Raw genomic sequence first — 21,308 nt, forward strand, 5'->3', positions numbered from 1 at the left:
GTCCCGCCGCTCGCGAGCACCGTCGTCGTCCCGGCGCCGCTCCGGGGCACCGTCCTCCCCACGCCGCCGCTCCCGACCCGAGACCTCCGCCTCCCGACGCTCCCGCCCCGAGGTACCGCCCCGCCGCCCCTCCCGCCGCGCGGCCTCCTGCTCCCGACGCTCCCGTCCGGACTGCTCACTCCCACGCCGATCACGCACAGCGGCCTCCACCTCTCGATGCCCACGACGCTCCCCCACCCGCCCCGAGCCTTCATCCCCCAGCCCCTCGCCCCCGACAGCCACGGCCGCACGCACCTCGGAACCGGCCACGTCACCGACCGTCGCGCGCGCTTCGGAACGGGCTACATCAGCCACCATCTCGTGCGCCTCGGGACTCGAACCGCCGTCCACCGCCTGACGCACACCGGAGCCGGAAGCGCCAGCCACCGCCCCCTGTGCACCGGAGCCGGGGACATCAGCCACCGCCCCACGCGCACCGGTCTGGGACGCGTCGGCCGCATGCTCGGAATCGGAGGCGAATTCGCCCTGTCCACGCCGAATCATCCCGGACTCCCGGCACTCTCGGACGGAAACCTCCGCCCCACCCGCCGGCTCACCATCGCGCGGTCGCCGAACGGCGCGTGTGTCCGCGCGGTCCGCGAGGTCCGCGCCAGATGAACTGAGCTCCTGCCCGTCATGACCACGGCGCACCGACTCCGCATCGTGGCGCTCGCGACCGGCAGATTCAGCATCAGCACGCTCACGATCGGCAGGCTCGGCATCACCGCGCTCACCACGGGCAGGCTCGGCATCACGACGTTCGGGACCGGCAGGCTCGGCATCACGCGGGCGACCGGCACGTGCAGCATCACGGTGGCTGTCGTGTGCCCTCGGTTCCGGGGTAACCACGGCCTCACCGGATGTGCCACTCGCCGCCGGTTCCATATCGGGTACCGCAGCGTCACGCTCGTCAACGCCGGAGCCGGTTACCGCGGTGCCCCGCGCGGCCGCACCGTGCGCGTGCCCCGGATTCGCACCGCCCGCACTCTCGTCCGGTGCCGCAGTGGATGCCACCGCCGCGCCAGCCGAAGCCTCTGCGGCACCGGCGGATTCCGCGTCGGGAGTACACCGACGTTCCGACCGCACGACCTCCGCTTCCGATTGGGTCGCATTCGGTCGTGCGCCCGTGCCGCGCGCATGCGCCTCGCCGTGAGCTGCGAAATTCGCTCCCGCACCGCCCGTCGCGAGTTCCGCGCGCCGACGGGGCTGTGCGTCGTCACCGCTGCGGGTGTCACGCGAGGCGCTCGCGGGGTTCGTGGTGTTGGCGGCGTTCACAGCGCTGGCAGTGTCCGCAGCGAAGGTGCGTTCGGTCCCGTCGCGGCCGCGCTCCCTACCGGGTGAGACCACTCCGCGTCGGGTCGGGCCGCCGGAGAGCGCCGCGCTGCCCGGTGTGGCTCCGGATGAGGGTGCCGCTCCCCCGTCGGTTTCCGACCACGGGCGCATATCGGATTCGCCGCCCGCAGCGGGTTCGTCGTCGTCCCACAGGGTCGGTGGGCTCAGCTTTCCACGCCGGGATGGGGCGGCGGTTGCGTCGGGGGCGCCGGCGGCGGGGTTCGACGCCGCTCGCGCGCTCTTCGCGGGCCGATGCGACGGTGCCGCCTCGGAGGTGTCCGCGCCACTCGGTGCCATCGGATCGGAGGCGGTGTGTTTGTGCACCGTTCCGGTGCTGTCGCCGCGCTTGCGGTCGGTGGCCGGGGTCGCCGGGGCATGGGCGCTGGCGCGATCCGCCATGCTGGGCGAATTCGGTTCGGCCGCACCGGATTCAAGCTCATCGCGCGGCACTCGCGCCGTATTGCCGGAAGCGCTCCGCTCTCGCCGGGAAGCCGGAGCCGCCGCGACCCGTCGCCCCACGGTGCCGGCGGCGGCTTCCGCCTCGGCATCATGGCTGTGCTCGGCCGCCCCGACGTCCGCGCCGCGCTCGTGCTCGTGCTCACCCGGGAGCCGATCCACCGATGCGTGCCTGTCCGTACCCGCCGCCGCGTGGAGGTCCGCTGATTCCGTTGCCGCGCGGACATGTTCACCGGCCGCGACGTGTCGCTCGGGCCCGTCCGCCGCGTCCGTCGCGGCCGGAACGTCGCCGATGGTGTGCCCCCGTTTGCCCGGGCGCGCCTGCCCGGGGCCGATGTCGGCCGTATTCCGGGTGTGCTCCCGCGTGGCCGGTCGGGTCGCATCACCGACTGCTGTCGCATCGGCGCCTGCGTGCCCGGGTCGGCCCGCGTGCGGCGGGCCGAATTCCTCGGCGGCCGTGCCGGACTCGCCCGTCTCGGGCGACGGATACAGGGCCGGGTCCTGCGGCTCGGACTTGCGGGCGGAACGCCTCGGCAACAGGGCGCGCCGAACGCGCGCCAGACGTGATTCGGGATGTGTCGCGGATGTCTCGGCGGACGCCTCGGACGAATCACTCAGCGGCCGTGCCGGACTCGCCGCCGGCCGCGCGGGGGCCGCCATACCTCCCGGGTCCCCGGCGGCAGACGCCTCAGCACGGCCCGGTCGTCCAGCGGTCACGCCGCCACGCGCCGCAGCACGGTCACGCCGCGGGCGTGCCGCAACACCGTCACGCGCTACGCGTTCGGACCCGGCGTTCTCAGGCGCCACATGTGCCGAACCGGCGTTGTCCGACGCGACGCGCGCGGCCATCGCGTCATCACCTACCCCAGATCCGGCTGTCGCGGCATCGCGCGCCGCGCGTCCGAACACCGCATCACGCGCCCCACGTCCGGACACCGCAGCATCACGGGCCGAACGCGCGGACGTCGGGTCGGTCCGCGGCGAGGGGGGCTTCGCGCGGTCACGCCTTCCCTCCCCGGCCATCGCAGCGTCGCGCGCACCCGTATCGTCGCGCGCTCCGCGCGAAGGGGCCGAGCCGTCTCGTGGGGAGCGCTCCGGTGGGGCGGCGTCACGGGCCGTCCTTCCGCGCTTCGCGGGGCCAGCGTCTCGCGGGGCACGTGCCACTTCGCGCGGACCTGGCCTCGCATCGCGCGGAGCGGACACCGCATCGGGCGCAGCCGACCGCACGTCAGGCCCAGCCGACCCCGCCTCACGCGCAGCCGACCTCGTAGTGCGAGTGGGAGCGGCGGCGGGTTCGGTTCGGCCGTTGGGGTCGGCGGGACCACGCACGGGGCGGCCGGAATCAGGGGTGCGGCGTTCTCGGGACTTCGGTGTGGCGAGGTCCGAGGTGGCTGGGTTCGAAGTGGCTGGGTTCGAAGTGGCTGGGTTCGAAGTGGCTGGGGCGCTGACGGATTCGCGGCGGGCCGGGTCGCGGGGGACGGCGCGGGCGCCCGCGGCGGCTTCGCGGGCGCGTTCGCGTTCCAGGGCCTCGGGGTCGGCGGGGGGCTCGCGGCGGAGCAGGCGGCGGTCGGGCAGGGTGCCGCGGCGGGGGCGTTCGTGGTCGCGGCGGCGGGGCTGGCCCTGGCGGAGGTCGGCGGGTTCCGACGGCGCGCGGTCCCGGGGCGTCTCCGCGGGTTCCACGGGGAGGCTGGGGATGTCGCGGCGACCGCCGCGCCGGGTGGGCGCGGCATCGCGTTCGCGGACGGGTGGTTCGACGTCACGGGCCATGGTGGATTACCCCACAAGCGCTTTCGGGATGGTGGCGTGCTCCGGCAGGATGACGCCGCAGCCGAGCGAGGCCGCGAACGCGGCCGCCTGGTAGCGGTAGCAGCGCCGGATCTTCAGTCGGGCCTGGGTGGACAGGTCGCGGGTGATGGCCTCGATCCGCGGCAGGTCACCGCGCAGCGGCTCGGTGATGGTGACCAGCGCGCCGAATCGGGTGACACCGTGTCCGCGCGCCTGCTCCTCGCGCGCCTGCTGCGTCGCGCCGACCCGCAGCGTGGCCGCCGCCGACACCACGCCGCGCTCACTCTGCTGCGCGACCAGCGCGTTCTTGTAGTCGTCGTCCACGATCTGGGCGGCGTCACCGGCGGAGTGCGGCCGGTACACGATGGCGATGCGCTTGCGCGGCACCTCGGGATTCGGTGCGAGCAGCCGTTGCAGCACCCGCTCGTCCACCGCACCCTCGGGCGCGGTGTCCATCTCCCAGGTGACCGACCGGCCGCCGTCGTGGATGAAGTGATCCCAGCGCTCCTCGTGCGACACCGGCCCGGCATCGGCCCAGTCCAGCCCGTGCCCACCGGGTTCGCCCGCCGCCACCTCCAGATCCGCCTGCGCGGCCGGATCGTAGCTGCGCCGGATGAAGGAGATCACCTCGTCGGCCGACATGGGTTGCGCGCGCACCCCGGCCTCGGCCAGCGCCGCGCAGATGCCGGGCAGGCGGCGGCCGATCTCGACGGCTTCCTCCGCGGGATTCTTGCGCCGCTCCGCCGTGGTGGCCTTGAACGTGATGGCCACGCGCGGCAGCAGCTGCACCCGCTCCTGCGGCAGTTCGGTGGCCAACTCGTACATCACCTGCTGCGCCAGATCGGGCGCTTCGGGCCGGGTGATGGCGGAAACCTCGGTGAGCAAACGGTTTCCGGTCTCGGGGACGGTGTCGATGACGGGCACCACCGCGACGATGTCGGAGGTCTGCCCCAGTGAGGCCAGGAAGGTGCCCCACGCCGACACCCAGCGGTCGATGACCGGCTGGTCGACCGCCTCGTGCCCCTGCGGCCAGGCGCGCAACACCACCGTGTACTGCCCGAATTGCGGTAGGTGGATCATGCCGAAGCTGTAGCCGCCCGCGTCGATGCCCTCGTAGAGCCGCGACGGGGCCATCAGGCCCGGCAGGCGGGTGACGCCGCCCGGAATCCGGGAGAACCGGCCGCCGCGGTACACATGCTCACCCTTGCTGCGGCCACGCAACCAATGGAACATCATCAATCCGTTCTCGTATCCGGAGCGGCCCCCCGTCCGCCAGACCAGTGGAACCATCACGACCAGACCGAATCCCGCCACCACGAACGCGGGTTTCGGCCCGGCGACGAGCGCGGTCAGCAGCGCGGTGATGACGACGGCGAAGCCGACCACGGTCTCGCCCCAGCGCAGGCCGAACAGGCCCGCGCTGCGCGGCTTCTGCCACAGCCCGTAGGCGCGGCGCTCGTAGCTCTCGGTGGTGGTCATCGCGGAATGGTGCTCCTGCCGAGGTCGGGTGAACGGTTCGTCCAGCGGTCACCGGCCATATCGCCCATGGCGGTTTCGGCGCGGTTGGCTCCGGCGGTTGCGGATCGCATGGACGCGACCCGGCCCGCCACTCGGGACGCACCGGACGGTACGCCTGCCTGCCCGCCGCCCTGGGGATTGCCCGCCGCGGCCCCGCCACCACCGCGCGGCGGCGGTGTCGGCCGCGGTCCGCCCCCGCCGCCTCCGGGTCGCGGTCCGCCGCCTCCGGTTCCGCCCGGCGGCTTGCCGCCACGGTTCACATATCCGGCGGTGCCGGGTGCGGCGGTGGACTTCACCGCCACCGCGCGGGACCCGACCGCGCCCAGGGCGGCGACGCCGACCAGGGTGCCGGTGGTGGCGGTCAGACCCGAACCGCCGCTGCCGACGATGGACACCGCCGGGGTCACCAGCCGCATGAGCACCGGCAGCACGAACGCGGCACTGCACAGCAGCACGATGGCGACCAGCATGCGCTGCGCCTGGTCGGCGTCCGGCAGCCCCGCGGTGGTGGTGAGTTCGTCCACGTGCCCGGCGGTGGTGAAGGCGATCATGTAGACGATGGCCGCCACCGGTTTGTAGAGCATGAAGGCGATGATCCACGCGATCAGGCGCGGATACGCCTGTTTGCCGGTATTGGTCCCGGAGGAGGCCGCGGCCAGCGGCAGGACGCCCGCCGCCACCACGAGCAACCCCTGTCGCACGATGGCGAGCACGATCTGCGCGAGCGCCCCGAGCAGGCCGACGATGGCGATGATCAGCACCAGGCCCGGCGAGAACGCTTGCAGCTTGGCGGTTTTCACCATGAGTTCGGCGAGGTTCTGCGCGTTGCCGTCGGTGGCGTCGTTGATCACCCACTCGGAGAAGCGATCCGACGCCTGGGTGCCCGCGACGATCACCGCCCCCAGCATCCAGGAGCTGAAGATCACGCGAGCGAACATGCGGAAGGATTCGGCGGCCTCGCTCATGGCCGCCCCGCGTTTGGCTTCCGCGAGTCTGGCCCCGGAGATGATCACCGACACCATGAGTAGGAGTATCTGGGCCTGATAGGTGTAGTCGTTGATCTTCGTGAACAGCGCCCCGGAGTCCGAGACCCGTTCGTTGGGCACCTTCATCCAGAAGGTCAACGCCAGGATCAACGCCTCGCCCAAACCGTTCATGAGCGAGTCCACCACCTTGCCGAAGGTGGAGTCCCACGCCTTGTCCCGGACGGCCGCGGCGGCGTCGCCCGGGTGCGTGGCCACATTGCCGGCCTTGCACGCCGCCGACGCGGCATCACCGAGGGAGATGCCGGGGATACCGAGGCCGTCGAGGGAGTCGTGTAATTCGTTGCAGGCCTGGTCGAAACCGTACTGAGCGTGCGATACCGTCGGAGTCGCGATCATGACGGTGAACACGACCGCGAGGATCGTGACGATGCGCCTCAGCATGTGATCCACCTCTCCTGATCTGCTGCCAGGTCATTCACCATTTCGTCCACCCCGCAAGCGAATCCACGTATTCGGTCTGCGAGCCGCGCGCCGTCGCCGGTTTGAGCCGCCAGTCCCCCGCGTCCCACACCATGATCAGACGTACCGCCGCCCACAGCTGTCTGCCGTCCACCACGGGACCGCGCGCCGCCAGCCGCACGATCGCCATGTCGTCGGCGTAGTTCTCCACCTGGAAGGCATCCGGCGCCACCAGGTAGCGGGTCACCTTCTCCGGCTGCTGTTTCGGCAGCCGTTCGTCGGCCAGCGCCTGGTCGTAGGCGGCGACCTGCTGGGCCGACACCCGTACCTGGCGCACGTACAGGGTGCGGTCGGCGGGGCGAGCGTTGAGCCGATAGGTGATCTGCGCCGCCGCCAGCACCGCACCCTGCGGTGTGTGCGAATACCCCACGGCCAGACCGTCTTCCAGGCGGGTCGGGCCGTCGGAAGTGGAGAAGGGCACCGACGCCCCGAATACCCGCTGCCAGCCACCGGGCCCGGTGGTGCCGCGCGGCGCGGCGGTCAGCCAGTCCGGATCGGCGGGCTCCCGCCGGGCGGAGGTGTCCTGCGTCAGCGGTTGCCCCGCCGGATTGTTCGGCACGTCCACGCGCCGTCCGAAGATGTCGACCTCCGGCTGGGCGAATCCGGTGGCCCCGGTGTCGCCCGCCACGGCCGGGGGCGCGTCGCCCGTCGCCGCGGGTTCGCCGGGGTCGTCGTCGCGGCCCACCCACATGACCACGCCCGCGATCAGGATCAGGGCGAGCAGGGCAGCGGACGCGATGACACCGAACGAGACGCCGCCGCGCTCGGACGGCTCCTTCTCGCTCATTTCGGTGCCTCCACGGTCACTATGTCGGTGGGCAATTCATCGATGGCCTCGACCGTCGGGGCGGTCGAGTCGGGCTCTGGCAGCCGCAGCCGCCAATCGTCTCGGAACCATTCCACGGTGGTGTGGTTCACCGCCCGGGAGCTGTCGGCGTATTCGGTGTAGACATCGACGGTGGATCTGTCCTCGGTGTAGCCGGTGATGCGGAAGCCGAGCAGCCGCGGCGCGTACTCCGGTGCGGCGGGCCCGGCGATGGACAGTTGTGTTCTGGTGACCGCCCAGCCGTCCCGGGCCGGGCCGGGTACCGCCGCGGCGTCGAGCACGGTCGGCCACTGTGTGTCGGTGGCCACCAGCAGTCGGATGGTGTGGGTGATCGCCGCGACGGCGGCACCGGCTCGGGATCGTTCGAAACCCGTTGCGGCGCCGCCGGAGTCGCTGCTCGGCCCCTGGTCGGTATGCGGCAGCGACACCCCCTGGTACACCTGCCAGCGCACCCCGGAGGGCGCGGACGGGTCCGCCACCTCGCCGTCGCAGCCGGCGGTGGCCAGCACGGCGACGCCGAGGACGCCGACGGCACGGCGCAGGCGGGCGGGGGCGTGGGTGGGAGCCATCGGAATCCGTTGCGTCCCTAGGTCGGCAGCAACGCGAGGGCGATGCCGCTGGCCGAACTCGCCATGATGGCGCCGATCAGACTCATCACCACCCCGTGCGTCGCCTCGTTGGCGGCCATATCGCCGCGGAACGCGTACCACAGCTTGCCCGCGGACAGGATCATCCACGCCATGCAGAACAGCAGTACGCACCACAGCAGCCAGTCGATCAGCTGCATGATCGGCCGGATCACATCCGCCGGCATCTGCTTGTAGGCCAGCACGGTGACCACCGCGGAGGCGGACATCAGCCGATCGCCGCATTCATGATCGTGCCGGCACTGGTGGCGATGATGCCGCCGATCATGGCGCCAGCCACCATCTTCGGGGATTCCAAACCGCCTCCTGTCCACTTCTCCCACGCGAACTTGCCGCCCGCGTAGGTGATTCCGAGGATTCCGGACAACAGCACGAACCAGGTGAAATACCGAACAAGTTTCAATAGTTTGTCCGACGCGGGCGGGGCCTCCGGGGTCGGATTCCCGACCTGCGCGAGGACGGCACCGTACGCGTCGTGCACGGCGAGGAGCATGCTCATGATCTGTCCTTCTCCACTAGCACATCGTCGATCACACTGTCGCGTACCGTGGCCCGCGCGGCCCCGGCAGCGACCGACCCGATGGTCTTATCCAAATGCGAAGGGACGCTGCGGGTTACAGCATCCCATGACCCCGGTCGGGGCGAAAGATCGAGTGTTCGGCGCATATCGCTCTCCCGGGGTCTAGTCGTCGTCGTCCGATTCCGGGTCCGGTTCGGCGAGCGCCTCCCGGACCGCCGCCACGATGCCCGCACCGAGCTCGCGGATATCGAGCGGAACCTCGTGCAGCGGATCGGATTTGCGCTTCCGCTGCTGCGGCAGGGGCTCACCGGGCGACCAGACCGGCAACTGGTCGGCTTCGACCAGCGTCCACTCCTCGTGCCACGGCACCTGCCACACCTGACCGGCCAGCGAACCCACCAGATCGCGGTAGCGCCGGATCTCCGCGGGGATGCGGCCCGGGCGCGCCGCCACGGTCACCAGGCCGAGCACCTCACAGGGACCGGCGAGGTCCGCGAGGTGCTGGCGCAGCAGGTCGTGGGCGCGGCTCAGGCCGGAGATCGTTTCGCGGGCGACGAGTACGACGAACGGTGATTCGCGGTCGAAACCTCCGGGCCAGCGGCGATGCGAATCCGCCGCGGGCGCAATCACATGCGCGAGCGTGGACGCGCCCGCCCCGCCGTGCACACCCAGCAGCCAGACCAGCGGAGCACGTCCGGCGCCGGGGACCGGTCGGTCCCAGATGGGTGCGCGAAGTGATTCGGGCGGCGGCACGACACCTGCCGCCATGGCGGGTTCGGATCGGCGTTCCTTCATGGCTGCGGTCATGATGCCACTCCAGCAAGCAGGCGGCGATACGCACGGCGTGTCTCCGGCGCGAGGTCGCTGTGCCGCACCAGTTCACCCCGCGCGAGGTGCGGATCGTAGGGAATCTCACGGATATCCCGCACCCAGCCGGTGAGATGTTCCCGCAAATGATCAGCGACGCGCGAGTCACCATGGGGCAGCTGATGGGAGACGGCCACCACGGTGTCGCCGACGATGCCGTCGCCCTGTCCCTCGCCCTGTCCGCTGAAGTTGTCGTCGAGCCACTCCAGGGTCAGGCGCAGCCGGTTGGCGGCGTCGGCGCGCGCCGGAATGGCGAGCACCAGCGCGATATCGGCATCCTCGAGCAACGGCCGCAGATGGCGGCTGGCAATGGGGTTGCCGCCGTCGTACACCCCGGTGTAGCCGGAGTCGTGGATGCCGCGCGCCACGGTCAAGTAGGTGGCGCGGCGTCGCAGCGGGGCGGCGTCGCGCCAGAGCAGTCCGATACCGGAGGTGGCGCGCGACAGGCATTCCTTCAGCGGCGCGGGTTCACCGTCCCCGCGGCCGTACAGCCACGCCTGCAGACTGATCGGGCTCAGGTGTTCGTCCGCGCCCCGCAGGGCCAGATCGCTTCCGGCCGAGGTGGCGTCCACGGCCGCCGCCTGCGCTCCGGCCGAACTCAACTCCCCGGCCAGCCCGAGTGCGGTCGTGGTGGTTCCGGCCCCACCGCAGCCGCCGACCACCAGGATCGGGCGCGGGTCGGGTTCGCCGTCGCCGGAGTGTTCGCGCCGCTTGCGCAGGCGTACCACCGGAGCGCGCGCGGGCCGACCCGACGGCTCACCCTCCTCGGGGGTCTCGTCGAGCCAGCGGCTCCAGTCCTGATCCATGTCCGTGCTCCCTCTTATCCCGCCGGGATCACCGGCGTGGTGGTGCGACCGCCGACAACCATGGTGCCCACGGATTGCGCTGTGGCGCCACGGGAATGGAGCACATAGAGCGCAACGCCGCCCGCGAGGGCCAGCAACAGAACGGCTATCAGGACGGCGGCCAGGGCGACGAGGCGGCGACGCCGGAACTTCGCGGACGCGGCAGCGGCTTTCGCGCCACGCGCGTCGGCGGGGTCCGACGCCGCCCGCGATAGCGCGGCGTCGTCGAACTCCTCGTTCCCGCTGTCGCCGCGCCCGCCGTCGAGGTCGGCCGGGAAGGGCAGCAGATCGGCCGGACGTTCGCGCGGCCGGAAGGCCGGAGCGCGATCGGTCACCCAGTCCGACCAGCGCCCGGTGTAGTGACTGCGCCGGAACAGCGACTCGTCGACGGGGGGTACGACCTCCACATCGTCGTCGCGGATGTAGTGCGGGAATCCGCCCGTTCCGCCGTCGTCGCCGAATACCGGTGCGACGTGCGCGTCCTCGGCGCCGGCCCCGTCTTCGGGGGGCAACGCCGGATACCAGCGCGACATCTTTTTGTACGACTTCAACATTTCCGCGGAGCGAGGCGCGTCGTGCGGCATCGTCGTACCCTCTCGGCGGTCGGTGAAGCTTCGGTGTGGTCGCGGCGGGGCGCACCGTCCTCGGGCACGGTCCCGACTGGAAATTCTCTCGTATCAGGCGGATTCCCACCTCCCGACGCGCCGGAAATCACCCTCAGAAATTCGACGGATCTCGTGAACCGACCGGTACCATGCTTCACCCCCGGCTTGATACTCACCGGTAACCACCGCCGTGAAAGGGGTTGTGGGGTACCCCCCTTCCACACCAGAAGCGGAGAATCTACATTAACAAGACCTAGTAACAGGAGGTTTTGTGAAGACAGCAGATACCGTCGCGGTGGTGACCGGCGGCGCTTCCGGACTCGGCCTGGCCACCGTGCGTGAGCTGCACGGCGCCGGCGCCTCGGTCGTCATCCTCGATCTTCCGTCGTCCGACGGCAAGGCCGTGGCCGAGGAACTCGGCGAGCGCGCGACCTTCGCACCGGGCGATGTGACCAGCGAAGCGGACGTCACCGCCGCGCTGGACGCCGCCGCCGGACTCGGCACGCTGCGAATCGCGGTGAACTGCGCGGGAATCGGCAATGCCATCCGCACGGTGAGCAAGAAGGGCGCGTTCCCGCTCGACGCCTTCACCAAGGTGGTCAACGTCAATCTGATCGGGTCGTTCAATGTGATCCGCCTGGCGGCCGAGCGCATGGCCGCCACCGAGGAGGCCGACGGCGAACGGGGCGTCATCGTCAACACCGCCTCCGTGGCCGCCTACGACGGCCAGATCGGTCAAGCCGCCTACTCGGCCTCCAAGGGTGGAATCGTCGGCATGACCCTGCCGATCGCGCGCGACCTGTCGGGCTACAAGATCCGGGTGAACACCATCGCGCCCGGCCTGTTCCGCACCCCGCTGTTCGCGACGCTCTCCGATGAGGCCATCGCCTCGCTGGAGGCACAGGTGCCGCACCCCTCGCGGCTGGGCAACCCCACCGAATTCGCCGCCCTGGTGCGCCACATCGTGGAGAACCCCATGCTCAACGGCGAGACCATTCGTCTCGACGGCGCCATCCGGATGGCGCCGCGCTGACCCGCCGCCGGTCGGCCCCGAGATCCCCGGGGCCGACCGGCTCTCACTGCGCCCACGGCCGCGCGTCCCTCCCGAGAGTTTCGGATCAGCACGTCCGCCGCGCCCGCGTCGGGACGCCGGCCACGCCGAGGCCGTCCACGACAACGGTCCCTGGAGCCATCACGCCTCGTTGGGACCGATCCGGTGCAATCGGCCGAACTCGATCCGTTCCGTCGATCGAGCTCGAGCCGGATCCGGCGGTCGGATTCGGTCCGGCGCGACGGCACGACTCGAACCGGAGCATCGACCGGATCCGGCTCGACCGCGATCCCGCTACGCGCGCACCGATATCGGCTCCGCACCGAGCACGGCGGCGGCGGGCACGGCGCGTGCGGCGAGCGCACTCGACCAACCGACCACGGCCAGTGCGGCGGCGCCCAGGGCCACGCCGATCCAGGCGAGTGTCGGGTAGTCCCAGTGCGCGCCCAGCGCCAGGCCGCCCAGCCACGGGCCGACGGTGATGCCGACGTTGAACGCCCCCACATTCCCGGCCGCACCCAGGGTGGACGCGCCCGGGGCGAGGGTGAAGACGCGGCTGTTGAGCACCGGGTTGACGCCGAAACCGAACGCGCCCAACAGGAATACCAGCAGCACGACCGGCACGACATGGTGTGCGGTGAGCGCCAGCAGCGCCGAGGTGACGGTCAGTCCGGTGATCCCGATGGTGAGGCTGCGCAGCGGATGGGCGTCGGCGGTGCGACCGCCCACCATGATTCCCAGGCAACTGCCGATCCCGTAGACGGCCAGGACGACGGGCACCCACCTCTCGGCCATCCCGGTGGTCTCGGTGAGGAAGGCGGCGAGGTAGCCGAAGGTGACCATCAGCGCGGAGATGGCCAGCGCGGTGGTGAGGTAGAGCAGCCAGACCGGCAGGGTGGCCAGGGCGCGCACCTCGGTGCGCACGCGCGGCGCGACCGCCGGACGCACGTCCGGAACCTTGGCGATCACCCCCGCCATGGCCGCGATCGACAGCACCGCCACCGCCCAGAACGCGGCCCGCCACCCGAGATGCTGTCCGATGACCGTGCCCGCGGGCAGTCCGACGACGGTCGCCACGGTGAGACCGCCGGCCACCACGCTCAGCGCGCGCCCGCGTGCGTTCTCCGCCACCAGACCGACCGCGGTCGCCACGGCCACCGACCAGAAACCGGCGTAGACGAAAGCCGCGACCGCGCGCGTCGCGAACAGCACCCCGTAGTCGGAGGTGAGCGCGCCCAGGACGTGCGCGGCGGCGAAAACGGCGAGGAAGGCCAGCAGTGCGGTGCGGCGCGGCCAGCGCAGGGTGGCGACGGCGAGGATCGGCGCGCCGATGAGCATGCCCACCGCGAAGGCGGAGATGAGCAATCCGACCTGAGGCACGGAAACACCGAGGTCACTTGCCATTTCGGTGAGCAGCCCGGCGATCATGAGTTCGGATGTGCCCTGGGCGAATATGGACAGGCCCAGGATGTAGACGGCCACTGGCATCGGAATTCCCTTCGGTTGTCGGACAGCACGTTTTGGATCAATTGGTTCAAAATGAGGGCGGCGCGATCCGCGCGGGGCGCCGCCGGGCGAACCGCGCCAGGCGCTACGTCGGATCGAGTGACATCTCCGTCGAATCGGGGCGATGAGCCGCCCCTGTCACCCCGGAGCGGAGCGAGAATCAGAGCTGGTTCACCAGCAGCCCGCGCCACCAGCGACTCGGCTTCACCGGCAACTCGGCTTCACCGGCGACCCGGCTTCACGGGTAACACGGCTTCACCGGCGCTCAGCGCCGAGCGCCGATTCACAGGCAGCCCAACGCCACCTCGGCAATGGCGGCCAGCGCCGCCCGGTCCGCACCGCCCCGGGCGGCCACCCGCATACCGCCGATGGTGGTGACGATGAACCGGGCCAGATCGCGGGGGTCCCGGTCGCCGCTGATCTCCCCCGCGCGCTGCCCCTCGGCGATGGCGGTGGCGAGGGCGAGCAGCCGCCGCTCCTCGTCGGCACGCAGCAACCGCGCGATCTCTGGATCCCGCTCCCCCAGTTCGACGGTCGCGTTCACCACCAGACACCCCAGCGGATCACCCTCCGGGGCATCGATGATGAACTCCAGCAGCCGCGCGATCCGGTCCCGCACCGGCCCCGGCCCGTCGAGCACCGCGAACGTATCGGCGTTCTTGTCCGCCATGTACCGCCGCAGCGCCCGCTGGAACAGATCATGCTTACTGCTGAAGGTGTTGTAGATACTGCTGCGCCCCAATCCGGTAGCGGCACAGAGTTCCTGGGTGGACGTGCCGTCGTACCCCGCACGCCAGAAGGCCCGCATGGCGGCGTCCACCGCCCTCTCCTCGTCGAACTGCTTGGGTCGCGCCATGCGACCGACGCTAGCACGTTTTGTATAGGTCAGTCCAAAATCAGCTCCTGGTCGGCGCTCAGTATGGAGGGAATGACCGCGCTCCAGCAGCCGAACGACCTCGACGCATTCGGCGCGGGTCAGTGGCGAAGAGTCCGGGGCGCTCCCGGACGAATGGGGTTCCCGACCGTCGTCGCTCATGCGGCCGGACACAGGCGACGCGCGGTGGTATCGCCCGCGAGCACGGCGTCCACGCACCCGCCCGGCAGCCCGTCGTGCTCGGCGGTGCCGAAATTGGCCGTGACGGTGAGGGTGCCGTTGCCGAAGACGGTGCGCTGCACCAGGTGGTCGTCGGTGAGCCAGCGGAAGTCCGTCATGGGGAGGGTGCCCGCGGCCTCGTGCAGGGGCGCGAAGAAGCGTTGCAGGCGGGCGATGTCGGGGCCGCGTTCGGCCAGGGTGTCGCCGTCGAGCACGAAGTTCAGCGGGGTGTTGTTCAGGATGGCGGTGAGGGCCCGCATCGTCCGCTGTTGCGGCAGTTTGTCGTAGGACAACTCCCAGCGGTCGGTGTTGACGATCGAATCGTGCAGCACGGTTTCGTACAGGGGCACCCGGTAGGCCGGATCGAACATGGCCCGCGCCAGCTGGTCGGGCAGCACGACCGGCTGGAAGTAGGTCCGCGGCGCGTTCGCGGGTGCGTAGCCGCCCCAGACCGCGCGATCGCGCTGGAATGCCCACAGCCGGTCCGAGACCGGGGTCTGCGCGCCATGGTCGAAGTCGAGCACCGGCGCCGCCCACGCACCCGCGGATTCCGAGCCGAGCACCTGGCCGCGGTCCTCGGCGAGCCAGCGCAGGCGGGCGAGCCGATTGTCCCGGTCCCGGCGCGCGGTCATCGGGTGATCGACGCTGTGGTCGTCGAAGAATTCTCCGGCCGCGTCCACATCGAGGAAATAGGTGTTCGCGCCATTGCCGGTGACCTGCGCGTAGCGGTCCCGGTACAGGTCCGGATCCTGGTGCAACGCTTGGGAACTCAGGTAGCAGCCCCGGCCGCCGAAGCCCGTCTCGGGGGTGCCGTCGGCCGCGCGGACGCAGCCGTCCGGCCAGGTGGAGCCCGGCCAGCGCGAGCCGGGATTGTCGGCGGTCGCCGGATCCTGCGCATTGGCCCACGAATCATAGGGCCCGGCAAGGTATCCGGCGTTCTTCGCGGCCGCGACGGCCGCCGCGCTCATGGGCGAATCATCGGAGTCGTAACCGAGCCACATCCGGGTGATGCCCAGCTGCCGCATGCGCTCGACGGCCTCGGGCGTGCGCGCCTCACCCCACACGTAGGCGTGGAACGCGCCGAGCAGCCGGGCCACCTCCGGATTGCGCGCGATCTTCGCACGCAGCGAGTGGAATTCGCCGTGCCGCAGCAGCCAGTCGCGATAGTCCCGCGCGGCGGCCACGGGGGAATCGTCGGTGAGCGCGAAGGTGACCGTGTAATCGGCGGTGTCCCCGCGACCGTCGAAATCGTGTGCGGCAGCGGCTGTCAGGCGACCGTCCGCCGACCGCACCGTGAGCGTGCTGCCGATATCGGTGGGCACCAGGTAGCTGACACCGCGCCCGTCCAGCCGATAACCCCAGAACGGCATGGTGAGGCCGGAGGTGAGCGCGAGCGGACTGTCCACCAGCCCCGCGTCCGGCCCGTTCCAGAACGGATCCCGCACCGGCAGCGACAGGCCCTCGCCGCGCGGGATCTGCAGGGAGCGCGCGGCGGGGTCACCGCCGGTGACCGGCCAGATCAGGCGGCCCGGGCGCGCACTGTGCACGGTGACGCGCAGGCGGCCGTCCTGTCCGCTGGCGGTGACCGTCCAGCCTCGGTCGGGGTAGGTCCACTGCGCGCTCTCGCCGTCCGTCCGCACAGGACCCACCGTCCCCAGTCCGGCGGCGGGGCCGGACAGCTCCACACGCTGCCCGCCGGTCTCGGCGCTGACAGCCAGCGAGGCCGTGTCGATCTCGGCCGTTCCACCGTCCACCGTGATAGCCATCCGATTGCCATCTATGCGCGGCGCGTTCGTCTCCGGCGTGCGCGAGCAGGCCGTAGATCCGGTCACGACCAGTCCGGACAGCATCAGCAGCACCCATATGCGTCGAGGTTTCCGCCATCTCATACCCGCCACGTTCACGGTCTCCGATGAGAGTTGGATGAGAACGCCCAGTTCGGGGCCGTCCGTATGATGCCGTGGCATGCGGGTGCTGGTGGTGGACGACGAGGCCGCGGTGCGCGACGCGCTGGTGCGGGCCCTGGCCGTGGAGGGCTACGACACGCGCGGGGTGGGCGATGGCGCGACCGCTCTCACTGCGATTGCCGACTGGCAGCCGGGAGTGGTGGTGCTGGATATGATCATGCCGTTCCTGGACGGCCTGACCGCCTGCCGCACGCTGCGGGCGCGCGGCGACCGAACCCCGATCCTCATGCTCACCGCCCGCGACGCCGTCGCCGACCGCATTGCCGGACTGGATGCCGGTGCCGACGACTACCTGGTCAAACCCTTCGATCTGGATGAGTTGCTGGCACGGGTGCGGGCGCTGGTGCGGCGCACCCAGCCCGCGGACGGTGCGGTGCTGTGCTGCGCCGATCTGGTCATGGACACCACCGCCCATACGGTGCGCCGCGGCGAACGCGTCATCGAGCTCAGTCGAACCGAATTCGCGCTGCTGGAGGTCCTGCTGCGCAATGCCGGACAGGCGCTGCCCCGCGAAATGCTGGTCGAACGGGTGTGGGGGCGGGCGGCCACCTCGAATTCGCTCGAGGTCTACATCCGCTATCTGCGGCGCAAACTCGACATCGACGCGCTGCCGCCGCTCGTGCACACCGTGCGCGGTATCGGCTACCGCCTGGGGCGGATGTGAGGCGGCTCGGGCTGCGCGGCCGGATCGCCGCGTTCTTCGTGCTCGCCATGGCCGCGGCGCTGGCGGGCATGGCGGCGGCGGCCTATCTGGTGGTGGGCCACCAGTTGCACAGCGCCCTGGACACCGGTCTGCGCCGGGAGGCCACCCGGATCACGCGGCAGTTCGCGACCGAGCCCGCGGTGGCCGCCCTCTCCGGACCCTGCCGCTACCTCGCCGCCCCGAGTTGTGTCCAGGTGGTGACGGCCGACGGCATCGTCGAATCGGATACCCGACCCGAGGACACGCTGCCGGTGGACGACCGCACCCGTGCGGTCGCGAACGGTTCCGCGGCGGCGTACTTCAGCGATTTCACGACCGACGGCCTCCCCATGCGCATGTACACCGCGCCACTGCGGCCGGGCAGTGCCGTCCAGGTGGCGCAGCGCGCCGATACCGTCTCCACCGGACAGCGCCGGGTCGCTCTCGCCCTGCTCGCGGCGGCGGGGGTGGGCACCCTGCTGGCCGCCGTCATCGGGACCACGCTGGCGCGCCGCGCGCTCGCCCCCGTGGAAACGCTCACCCGGGCCGTCGAGGAGGTGGCGCGCACCCGAAACCCGGACCGGCACATCGCGATCACCGGTTCCGATGAACTGGCCCGGTTGGCCGCCAGTGTCAATACCATGCTCGACGAACTCGACGCGGCCCTCACCGCGGAACGGGATGCCCGTGCGGCACAACGGCGTCTGGTCGCCGACGCCTCCCACGAGCTGCGCACCCCGCTCACCGCCCTGCGCACGGATATCGATCTGCTGCGCCGCGCGCGGCGGCTGTCCCCCGAACACCTCGACGAGACGGCGGCCGCGCTGCGCGTGCGGGCGGAGGAACTGTCCGGCCTGGTCACCGACCTCATCGACCTCGCCCGGGACGACGATCCGACCGCACCCCGGGCCCCGTTCGAGGACCTGCGCGCGGACACGCTGGTGCGGGACTGCCTGGACCGGGCCCGAAGGCATTGGCCCGCCATCGCTTTCGACACCGAGCTGGAACCGACCACCGTGTACGGCAACCCCGAGCGGCTGACCCGCGCCGTCACCAATCTGCTCGACAATGCAGCCAAATTCAGTCCGCCACACGGCACGGTCCGGGTGGAACTGAGCGGCCGGAGCCTGTCGGTGCGCGACAGCGGCCCCGGTATCGCAGCACAGGACCTGCCGCATGTCTTCGACCGCTTCTACCGTTCCCCCACCGCCCGCTCGACACCCGGCCACGGTCTCGGACTGGCCATCGTGGCCCAGGTCGCCGCCGCACACGACGCCCAGCTCACCGTCGCCTCCGAACTCGGCCACGGCGCGGAATTCCGGCTGTCCTTTCCCTCGGCCCGCACCGAGCGCTGACCGTCCGCATTATGCTGGGGCGGCGCGAGATTCGGCCAGCCGCCGTGTCGGGCGCACCAGGGATATACCGCGAATTCACTCCGGATGACTTGGATCACTTACTCCCCCCGCAGGGGCCGCGGTACCGGACAGGAGTTCGCCATGCTCGCCAGAGTCACGCTGCGCCGCACCGTCATTCCGGATTGGCATGAGCTACTGGCGGCCTTCTGCGGCCATATCGGTGAGCAGCCCGGTACCCACCCCGTCACCCGCTGCGCCTTCGCGCTGGCGCAGCTGCACCTGGTATCGCAGGGTCATCCCCAGCACGCCGGTGAGATCGACGGTGTCCGTGCCGAACTCATCGCCGATATCGACGAGTGGGTGCGGCGCAATGTCCCGCGAGCCGCGCAGCGCCGGGGATCCTTCGGCACCGCCGTCGACCGTATGGCGGCGGCCCAGGTGCACGCCAGTACCGTGCTGCGCACCGCCGCCAGCGCCTCCGACGAACGGGTCCACACCGCGTGGCATCGCCTGGCGACCCTCGCCGACGCGTGGAACGACCGCATCCACGGCCTCGCCTGAACGCGCTACACCAGGGCCGGTGTCCGGGCGGCGGCGCGCGGGCCGCGGGCGCGGTATTCCTGTGGCGGACAGCCCTTCCAGCGCCGGAAGGCACGGATGAACGAGGCGGCCTCGGCGTAACCGAGGCGGGCGGCGACCTGTTCGGTGGTCATATCGGTGTGGTCGAGCAGTTCCTCCGAGAGCGTCTGGCGGACCTCGTCGAGCAGTGCCCGGAAGGAGGTGCCCTCCTCGTGCAGCCGCCGCGACAGCGTGCGCTGGCTCATGTACAGCTGGGCGGCCACGGCGGTCTGGTCCGGGATCTCGGCCGGGTCGCGCACCAGCAGATCCCGCACCGCGCCCGCGACCCCGGTGCGGGCCTGGCGGCGGGACAGCAGTTCGCGACACAGCTGCTCGCAGGTGCTGCGCGCCCATTCGTTGGCCCGCGGCGGAGCGCTGTCCAGACACGCGCTGTCGAAGGCGATTTCGTCGGCCGGATGGTCGAAGGTCGGTTCGATGCCCAGGATGTCGCGGTAGCGGGTGGTGTCGGCGGGGCGGCGGTGCCGGAATCCGATGCGGCGGACGGGAACCCCCGTGGTGAACAGTTCGCGCCCGAGCAGCAGCACACCCGTCATGACCCGCTCGACGAGGAAGGATCGCACATCGGCAGGCACCTCGTCACCGTCGAACCGCAGCCGCGCCTCACCCTCGGACTCCTCGAAGGACAGCCCGCCGCCCACGAAGGACAGGTCCACGTAGCGCAGCGCCACGTCCACCGCATCACGCGGGGAGCGACTGCCGATCAGGCTCAGACCCCACGGGCCGTGCAGGCCGACGTGGTCGAGGGCGCCCGCCGCCACCCCCAGTCCCGGTTCCCGACCGAAGCGCGCGAGCAGAGCGCGCATGACCGTGAGTTCCTGGCCCGCCGTGATCTCGGCGCCCGGATCGACCAGCGCTGTCGTCGGCAGCCCGGTGCCCGCCAGGCAGTCCGCCGCGGGCATCCCCCGTTCCTCCGCCAGTCGTGTCAGAACGCGCACCCCGGAGGTATTCCGCAGCAGATCCCAGTCACACATGTACCCGTACCCTCATCGCCGTCGAACTGTCCCAGCGGGTTGGCGACAGATATCAACACCAACCGTTCCCTGTGACGAAACCTACAAAATGTACGGTGGTGTACACAAGACCGCACGCCGACTGACCCAGACCGCTAGACCGCCAGTGATACCGGACAGAACCGGTGAAATCCCCCCGAACAGGGGATATGGCGCGGCAATCGGGACCTGCTGTCTCAGTCACCTTGTTCCCGGGAGAGCTGCGCCGCCGCGCCCAGTAGGGTGGGGCGCACATCAGAGCACGAGGAGGTCGCGGTGCAGGAAACCGCCGTCGTCACCGGCGCATCGTCCGGAATCGGGAAGGCAACCGCGGCGGCGCTGGCGGCCCGCGGCTACCGGGTGATCGGCACCAGCCGCAGCCCCGAGGGTATTGCGGACGCCGATCGAGTGCCCGGCGTGGAGTACCGCGCCCTCGACCTCACCGACGACGCGTCCATCGCGGAGTTCGCGCGCGGACTCGGCCCGGTCGACGTGCTGATCAACAATGCCGGGGAGAGCCAGGCCGGGCCGATGGCCGAACTACCCGGCGACGCGGTGGCGCGGTTGTTCCGGCTCAATGTGCTCGGACCCGTCGCCCTCACCCAGGCCGTGCTGCCCGGAATGCGCGAGCGACGCCGCGGCCGGGTGATCATGGTCGGCTCCATGCTCGCGAGTTTCCCGATGCCGTACCGCTCCTCGTACGTGGCGACCAAGGCGGCGCTGCGCGGCTTCGCGACCGCCGCGCGATTCGAGGAGTCACCCTTCGACGTCTGGATCACCACCGTCGAACCGGGGCAGATCGATACCGGCCTGCGCGAGCGCCGCACCAAATACCTCGACGAAGGTTCCGCGCACACCGCGGATTTCACGCGCTTCATGACCGCACTGGATCGCAAGCAGTCCGAGGGCATCACGCCCGAGCGGGTCGCGGAGACCATCGTCCGGGCCGTCGCGGCGGACCGCCCGAAACCGCTGTACGCCGTGGGCAGCAACGCCCCGCTGCTGTTCGCGGTGCGGCGGCTGCTGCCGCGCACGGTCATGGAGAAGGCCATCGCCGCCGCCTACGGCCTGAAGCGCTGAC

General features: G+C 71.0%; 21 protein-coding genes. 6 read left to right on the forward strand and 15 right to left on the reverse strand.

Going from position 1 to position 21,308, the window contains the following annotated elements; genetic code table 11:
• Together ON31_RS37585 and ON31_RS18195 are read right to left on the reverse strand one after the other, a co-directional pair.
• A partial coding sequence (locus tag ON31_RS37585; protein ID WP_039815254.1) for a hypothetical protein occupies window positions 1-543 on the reverse strand: 543 nt, incomplete at its 3' end.
• The gene (locus tag ON31_RS18195; RefSeq protein ID WP_039815256.1) at window positions 540-851 is read right to left on the reverse strand and encodes a hypothetical protein; all 312 of its coding nucleotides are present in this window, start codon (window positions 849-851) and stop codon (window positions 540-542) included. The genes ON31_RS37585 and ON31_RS18195, both read right to left, overlap by 4 nt.
• Window positions 852-1,683: 832 nt before the next feature.
• On the opposite strand from ON31_RS18195, the gene ON31_RS18200 reads away from it, so the two are divergent.
• Window positions 1,684-2,034 (forward strand): hypothetical protein, encoded by a 351-nt coding sequence (locus ON31_RS18200; RefSeq protein ID WP_147287153.1) that lies wholly within the window; start codon window positions 1,684-1,686, stop codon window positions 2,032-2,034.
• Window positions 2,035-3,600: 1,566 nt separating this feature from the next.
• On the opposite strand, the gene ON31_RS18205 is transcribed toward ON31_RS18200, so the two are convergent.
• From ON31_RS18205 to ON31_RS18245, 9 genes are all read right to left on the reverse strand, one after another.
• A complete protein-coding gene (locus ON31_RS18205; protein WP_029924311.1) occupies window positions 3,601-5,091 on the reverse strand; it encodes an SCO6880 family protein in 1,491 nt (496 codons plus the stop codon).
• Window positions 5,088-6,557: a hypothetical protein gene (locus tag ON31_RS18210; protein WP_039815303.1), complete on the reverse strand. Its 1,470-nt coding sequence runs from the start codon at window positions 6,555-6,557 to the stop codon at window positions 5,088-5,090. Before ON31_RS18210 ends, ON31_RS18205 begins: the two co-directional genes overlap by 4 nt.
• 34 nt (window positions 6,558-6,591) lie before the next feature.
• Window positions 6,592-7,422, reverse strand: a complete 831-nt coding sequence (locus ON31_RS18215) for a DUF8175 domain-containg protein (protein ID WP_039815261.1) — start codon at window positions 7,420-7,422, stop codon at window positions 6,592-6,594.
• Window positions 7,419-8,030, reverse strand: a complete 612-nt coding sequence (locus ON31_RS18220; protein WP_051037438.1) for a DUF8175 domain-containg protein — start codon at window positions 8,028-8,030, stop codon at window positions 7,419-7,421. The genes ON31_RS18215 and ON31_RS18220 overlap by 4 nt, the downstream gene beginning before the upstream one ends.
• Before the next feature lie 17 nt (window positions 8,031-8,047).
• Window positions 8,048-8,317 (reverse strand): hypothetical protein, encoded by a 270-nt coding sequence (locus tag ON31_RS18225; RefSeq protein ID WP_029924307.1) that lies wholly within the window; start codon window positions 8,315-8,317, stop codon window positions 8,048-8,050.
• A complete protein-coding gene (locus tag ON31_RS18230) occupies window positions 8,317-8,607 on the reverse strand; it encodes a hypothetical protein (protein ID WP_029924306.1) in 291 nt (96 codons plus the stop codon). The genes ON31_RS18225 and ON31_RS18230 overlap by 1 nt, the downstream gene beginning before the upstream one ends.
• A gap of 183 nt (window positions 8,608-8,790) precedes the next feature.
• Window positions 8,791-9,435 (reverse strand): hypothetical protein, encoded by a 645-nt coding sequence (locus tag ON31_RS18235; RefSeq protein WP_039815265.1) that lies wholly within the window; start codon window positions 9,433-9,435, stop codon window positions 8,791-8,793.
• Complete coding sequence (locus ON31_RS18240) at window positions 9,432-10,301, reverse strand: MinD/ParA family ATP-binding protein (protein ID WP_029924304.1); 870 nt, start codon at window positions 10,299-10,301, stop codon at window positions 9,432-9,434. The genes ON31_RS18235 and ON31_RS18240 overlap by 4 nt, the downstream gene beginning before the upstream one ends.
• Window positions 10,302-10,315: 14 nt before the next feature.
• Window positions 10,316-10,924 (reverse strand): hypothetical protein, encoded by a 609-nt coding sequence (locus ON31_RS18245; RefSeq protein WP_029924303.1) that lies wholly within the window; start codon window positions 10,922-10,924, stop codon window positions 10,316-10,318.
• A 292-nt stretch (window positions 10,925-11,216) separates the two neighbouring features.
• Here ON31_RS18245 and ON31_RS18250 point away from each other — a divergent pair, with 292 nt between their 5' ends.
• Window positions 11,217-11,978, forward strand: a complete 762-nt coding sequence (locus ON31_RS18250) for a 3-hydroxyacyl-CoA dehydrogenase (RefSeq protein WP_039815267.1) — start codon at window positions 11,217-11,219, stop codon at window positions 11,976-11,978.
• Window positions 11,979-12,290: 312 nt separating this feature from the next.
• On the opposite strand, the gene ON31_RS18255 is transcribed toward ON31_RS18250, so the two are convergent.
• The 3 genes from ON31_RS18255 to ON31_RS18265 form a co-directional block, all read right to left on the reverse strand.
• A complete protein-coding gene (locus ON31_RS18255; RefSeq protein ID WP_039815269.1) occupies window positions 12,291-13,484 on the reverse strand; it encodes a Cmx/CmrA family chloramphenicol efflux MFS transporter in 1,194 nt (397 codons plus the stop codon).
• A 301-nt stretch (window positions 13,485-13,785) separates the two neighbouring features.
• Window positions 13,786-14,358 carry a TetR/AcrR family transcriptional regulator gene (locus ON31_RS18260; RefSeq protein ID WP_029924300.1) on the reverse strand — a complete coding sequence of 191 codons (573 nt, stop codon included), beginning with the start codon at window positions 14,356-14,358 and terminating at the stop codon, window positions 13,786-13,788.
• 176 nt (window positions 14,359-14,534) lie between these two features.
• The gene (locus ON31_RS18265) at window positions 14,535-16,445 is read right to left on the reverse strand and encodes a glycoside hydrolase (RefSeq protein ID WP_172544804.1); all 1,911 of its coding nucleotides are present in this window, start codon (window positions 16,443-16,445) and stop codon (window positions 14,535-14,537) included.
• 115 nt (window positions 16,446-16,560) lie between these two features.
• Here ON31_RS18265 and ON31_RS18270 point away from each other — a divergent pair, with 115 nt between their 5' ends.
• From ON31_RS18270 to ON31_RS18280, 3 genes are all read left to right on the forward strand, one after another.
• Window positions 16,561-17,226, forward strand: a complete 666-nt coding sequence (locus ON31_RS18270) for a response regulator transcription factor (protein WP_039815272.1) — start codon at window positions 16,561-16,563, stop codon at window positions 17,224-17,226.
• On the forward strand, window positions 17,223-18,599 hold the full coding sequence (locus tag ON31_RS18275; RefSeq protein WP_039815274.1) for a HAMP domain-containing sensor histidine kinase: 1,377 nt from the start codon (window positions 17,223-17,225) through the stop codon (window positions 18,597-18,599). The genes ON31_RS18270 and ON31_RS18275 overlap by 4 nt, the downstream gene beginning before the upstream one ends.
• A gap of 141 nt (window positions 18,600-18,740) precedes the next feature.
• Complete coding sequence (locus ON31_RS18280) at window positions 18,741-19,160, forward strand: hypothetical protein (RefSeq protein ID WP_039815275.1); 420 nt, start codon at window positions 18,741-18,743, stop codon at window positions 19,158-19,160.
• A gap of 5 nt (window positions 19,161-19,165) precedes the next feature.
• Here ON31_RS18280 and ON31_RS18285 read toward each other — a convergent pair whose 3' ends face one another.
• Window positions 19,166-20,209, reverse strand: a complete 1,044-nt coding sequence (locus ON31_RS18285) for an AraC family transcriptional regulator (protein ID WP_039815278.1) — start codon at window positions 20,207-20,209, stop codon at window positions 19,166-19,168.
• 294 nt (window positions 20,210-20,503) lie between these two features.
• On the opposite strand from ON31_RS18285, the gene ON31_RS18290 reads away from it, so the two are divergent.
• Window positions 20,504-21,307, forward strand: a complete 804-nt coding sequence (locus ON31_RS18290) for an SDR family oxidoreductase (RefSeq protein WP_039815280.1) — start codon at window positions 20,504-20,506, stop codon at window positions 21,305-21,307.
• Window position 21,308 lies beyond the last annotated feature (1 nt).

This window comes from Nocardia otitidiscaviarum NBRC 14405, assembly GCF_000308635.1.
GTDB lineage: Bacteria > Actinomycetota > Actinomycetes > Mycobacteriales > Mycobacteriaceae > Nocardia > Nocardia otitidiscaviarum.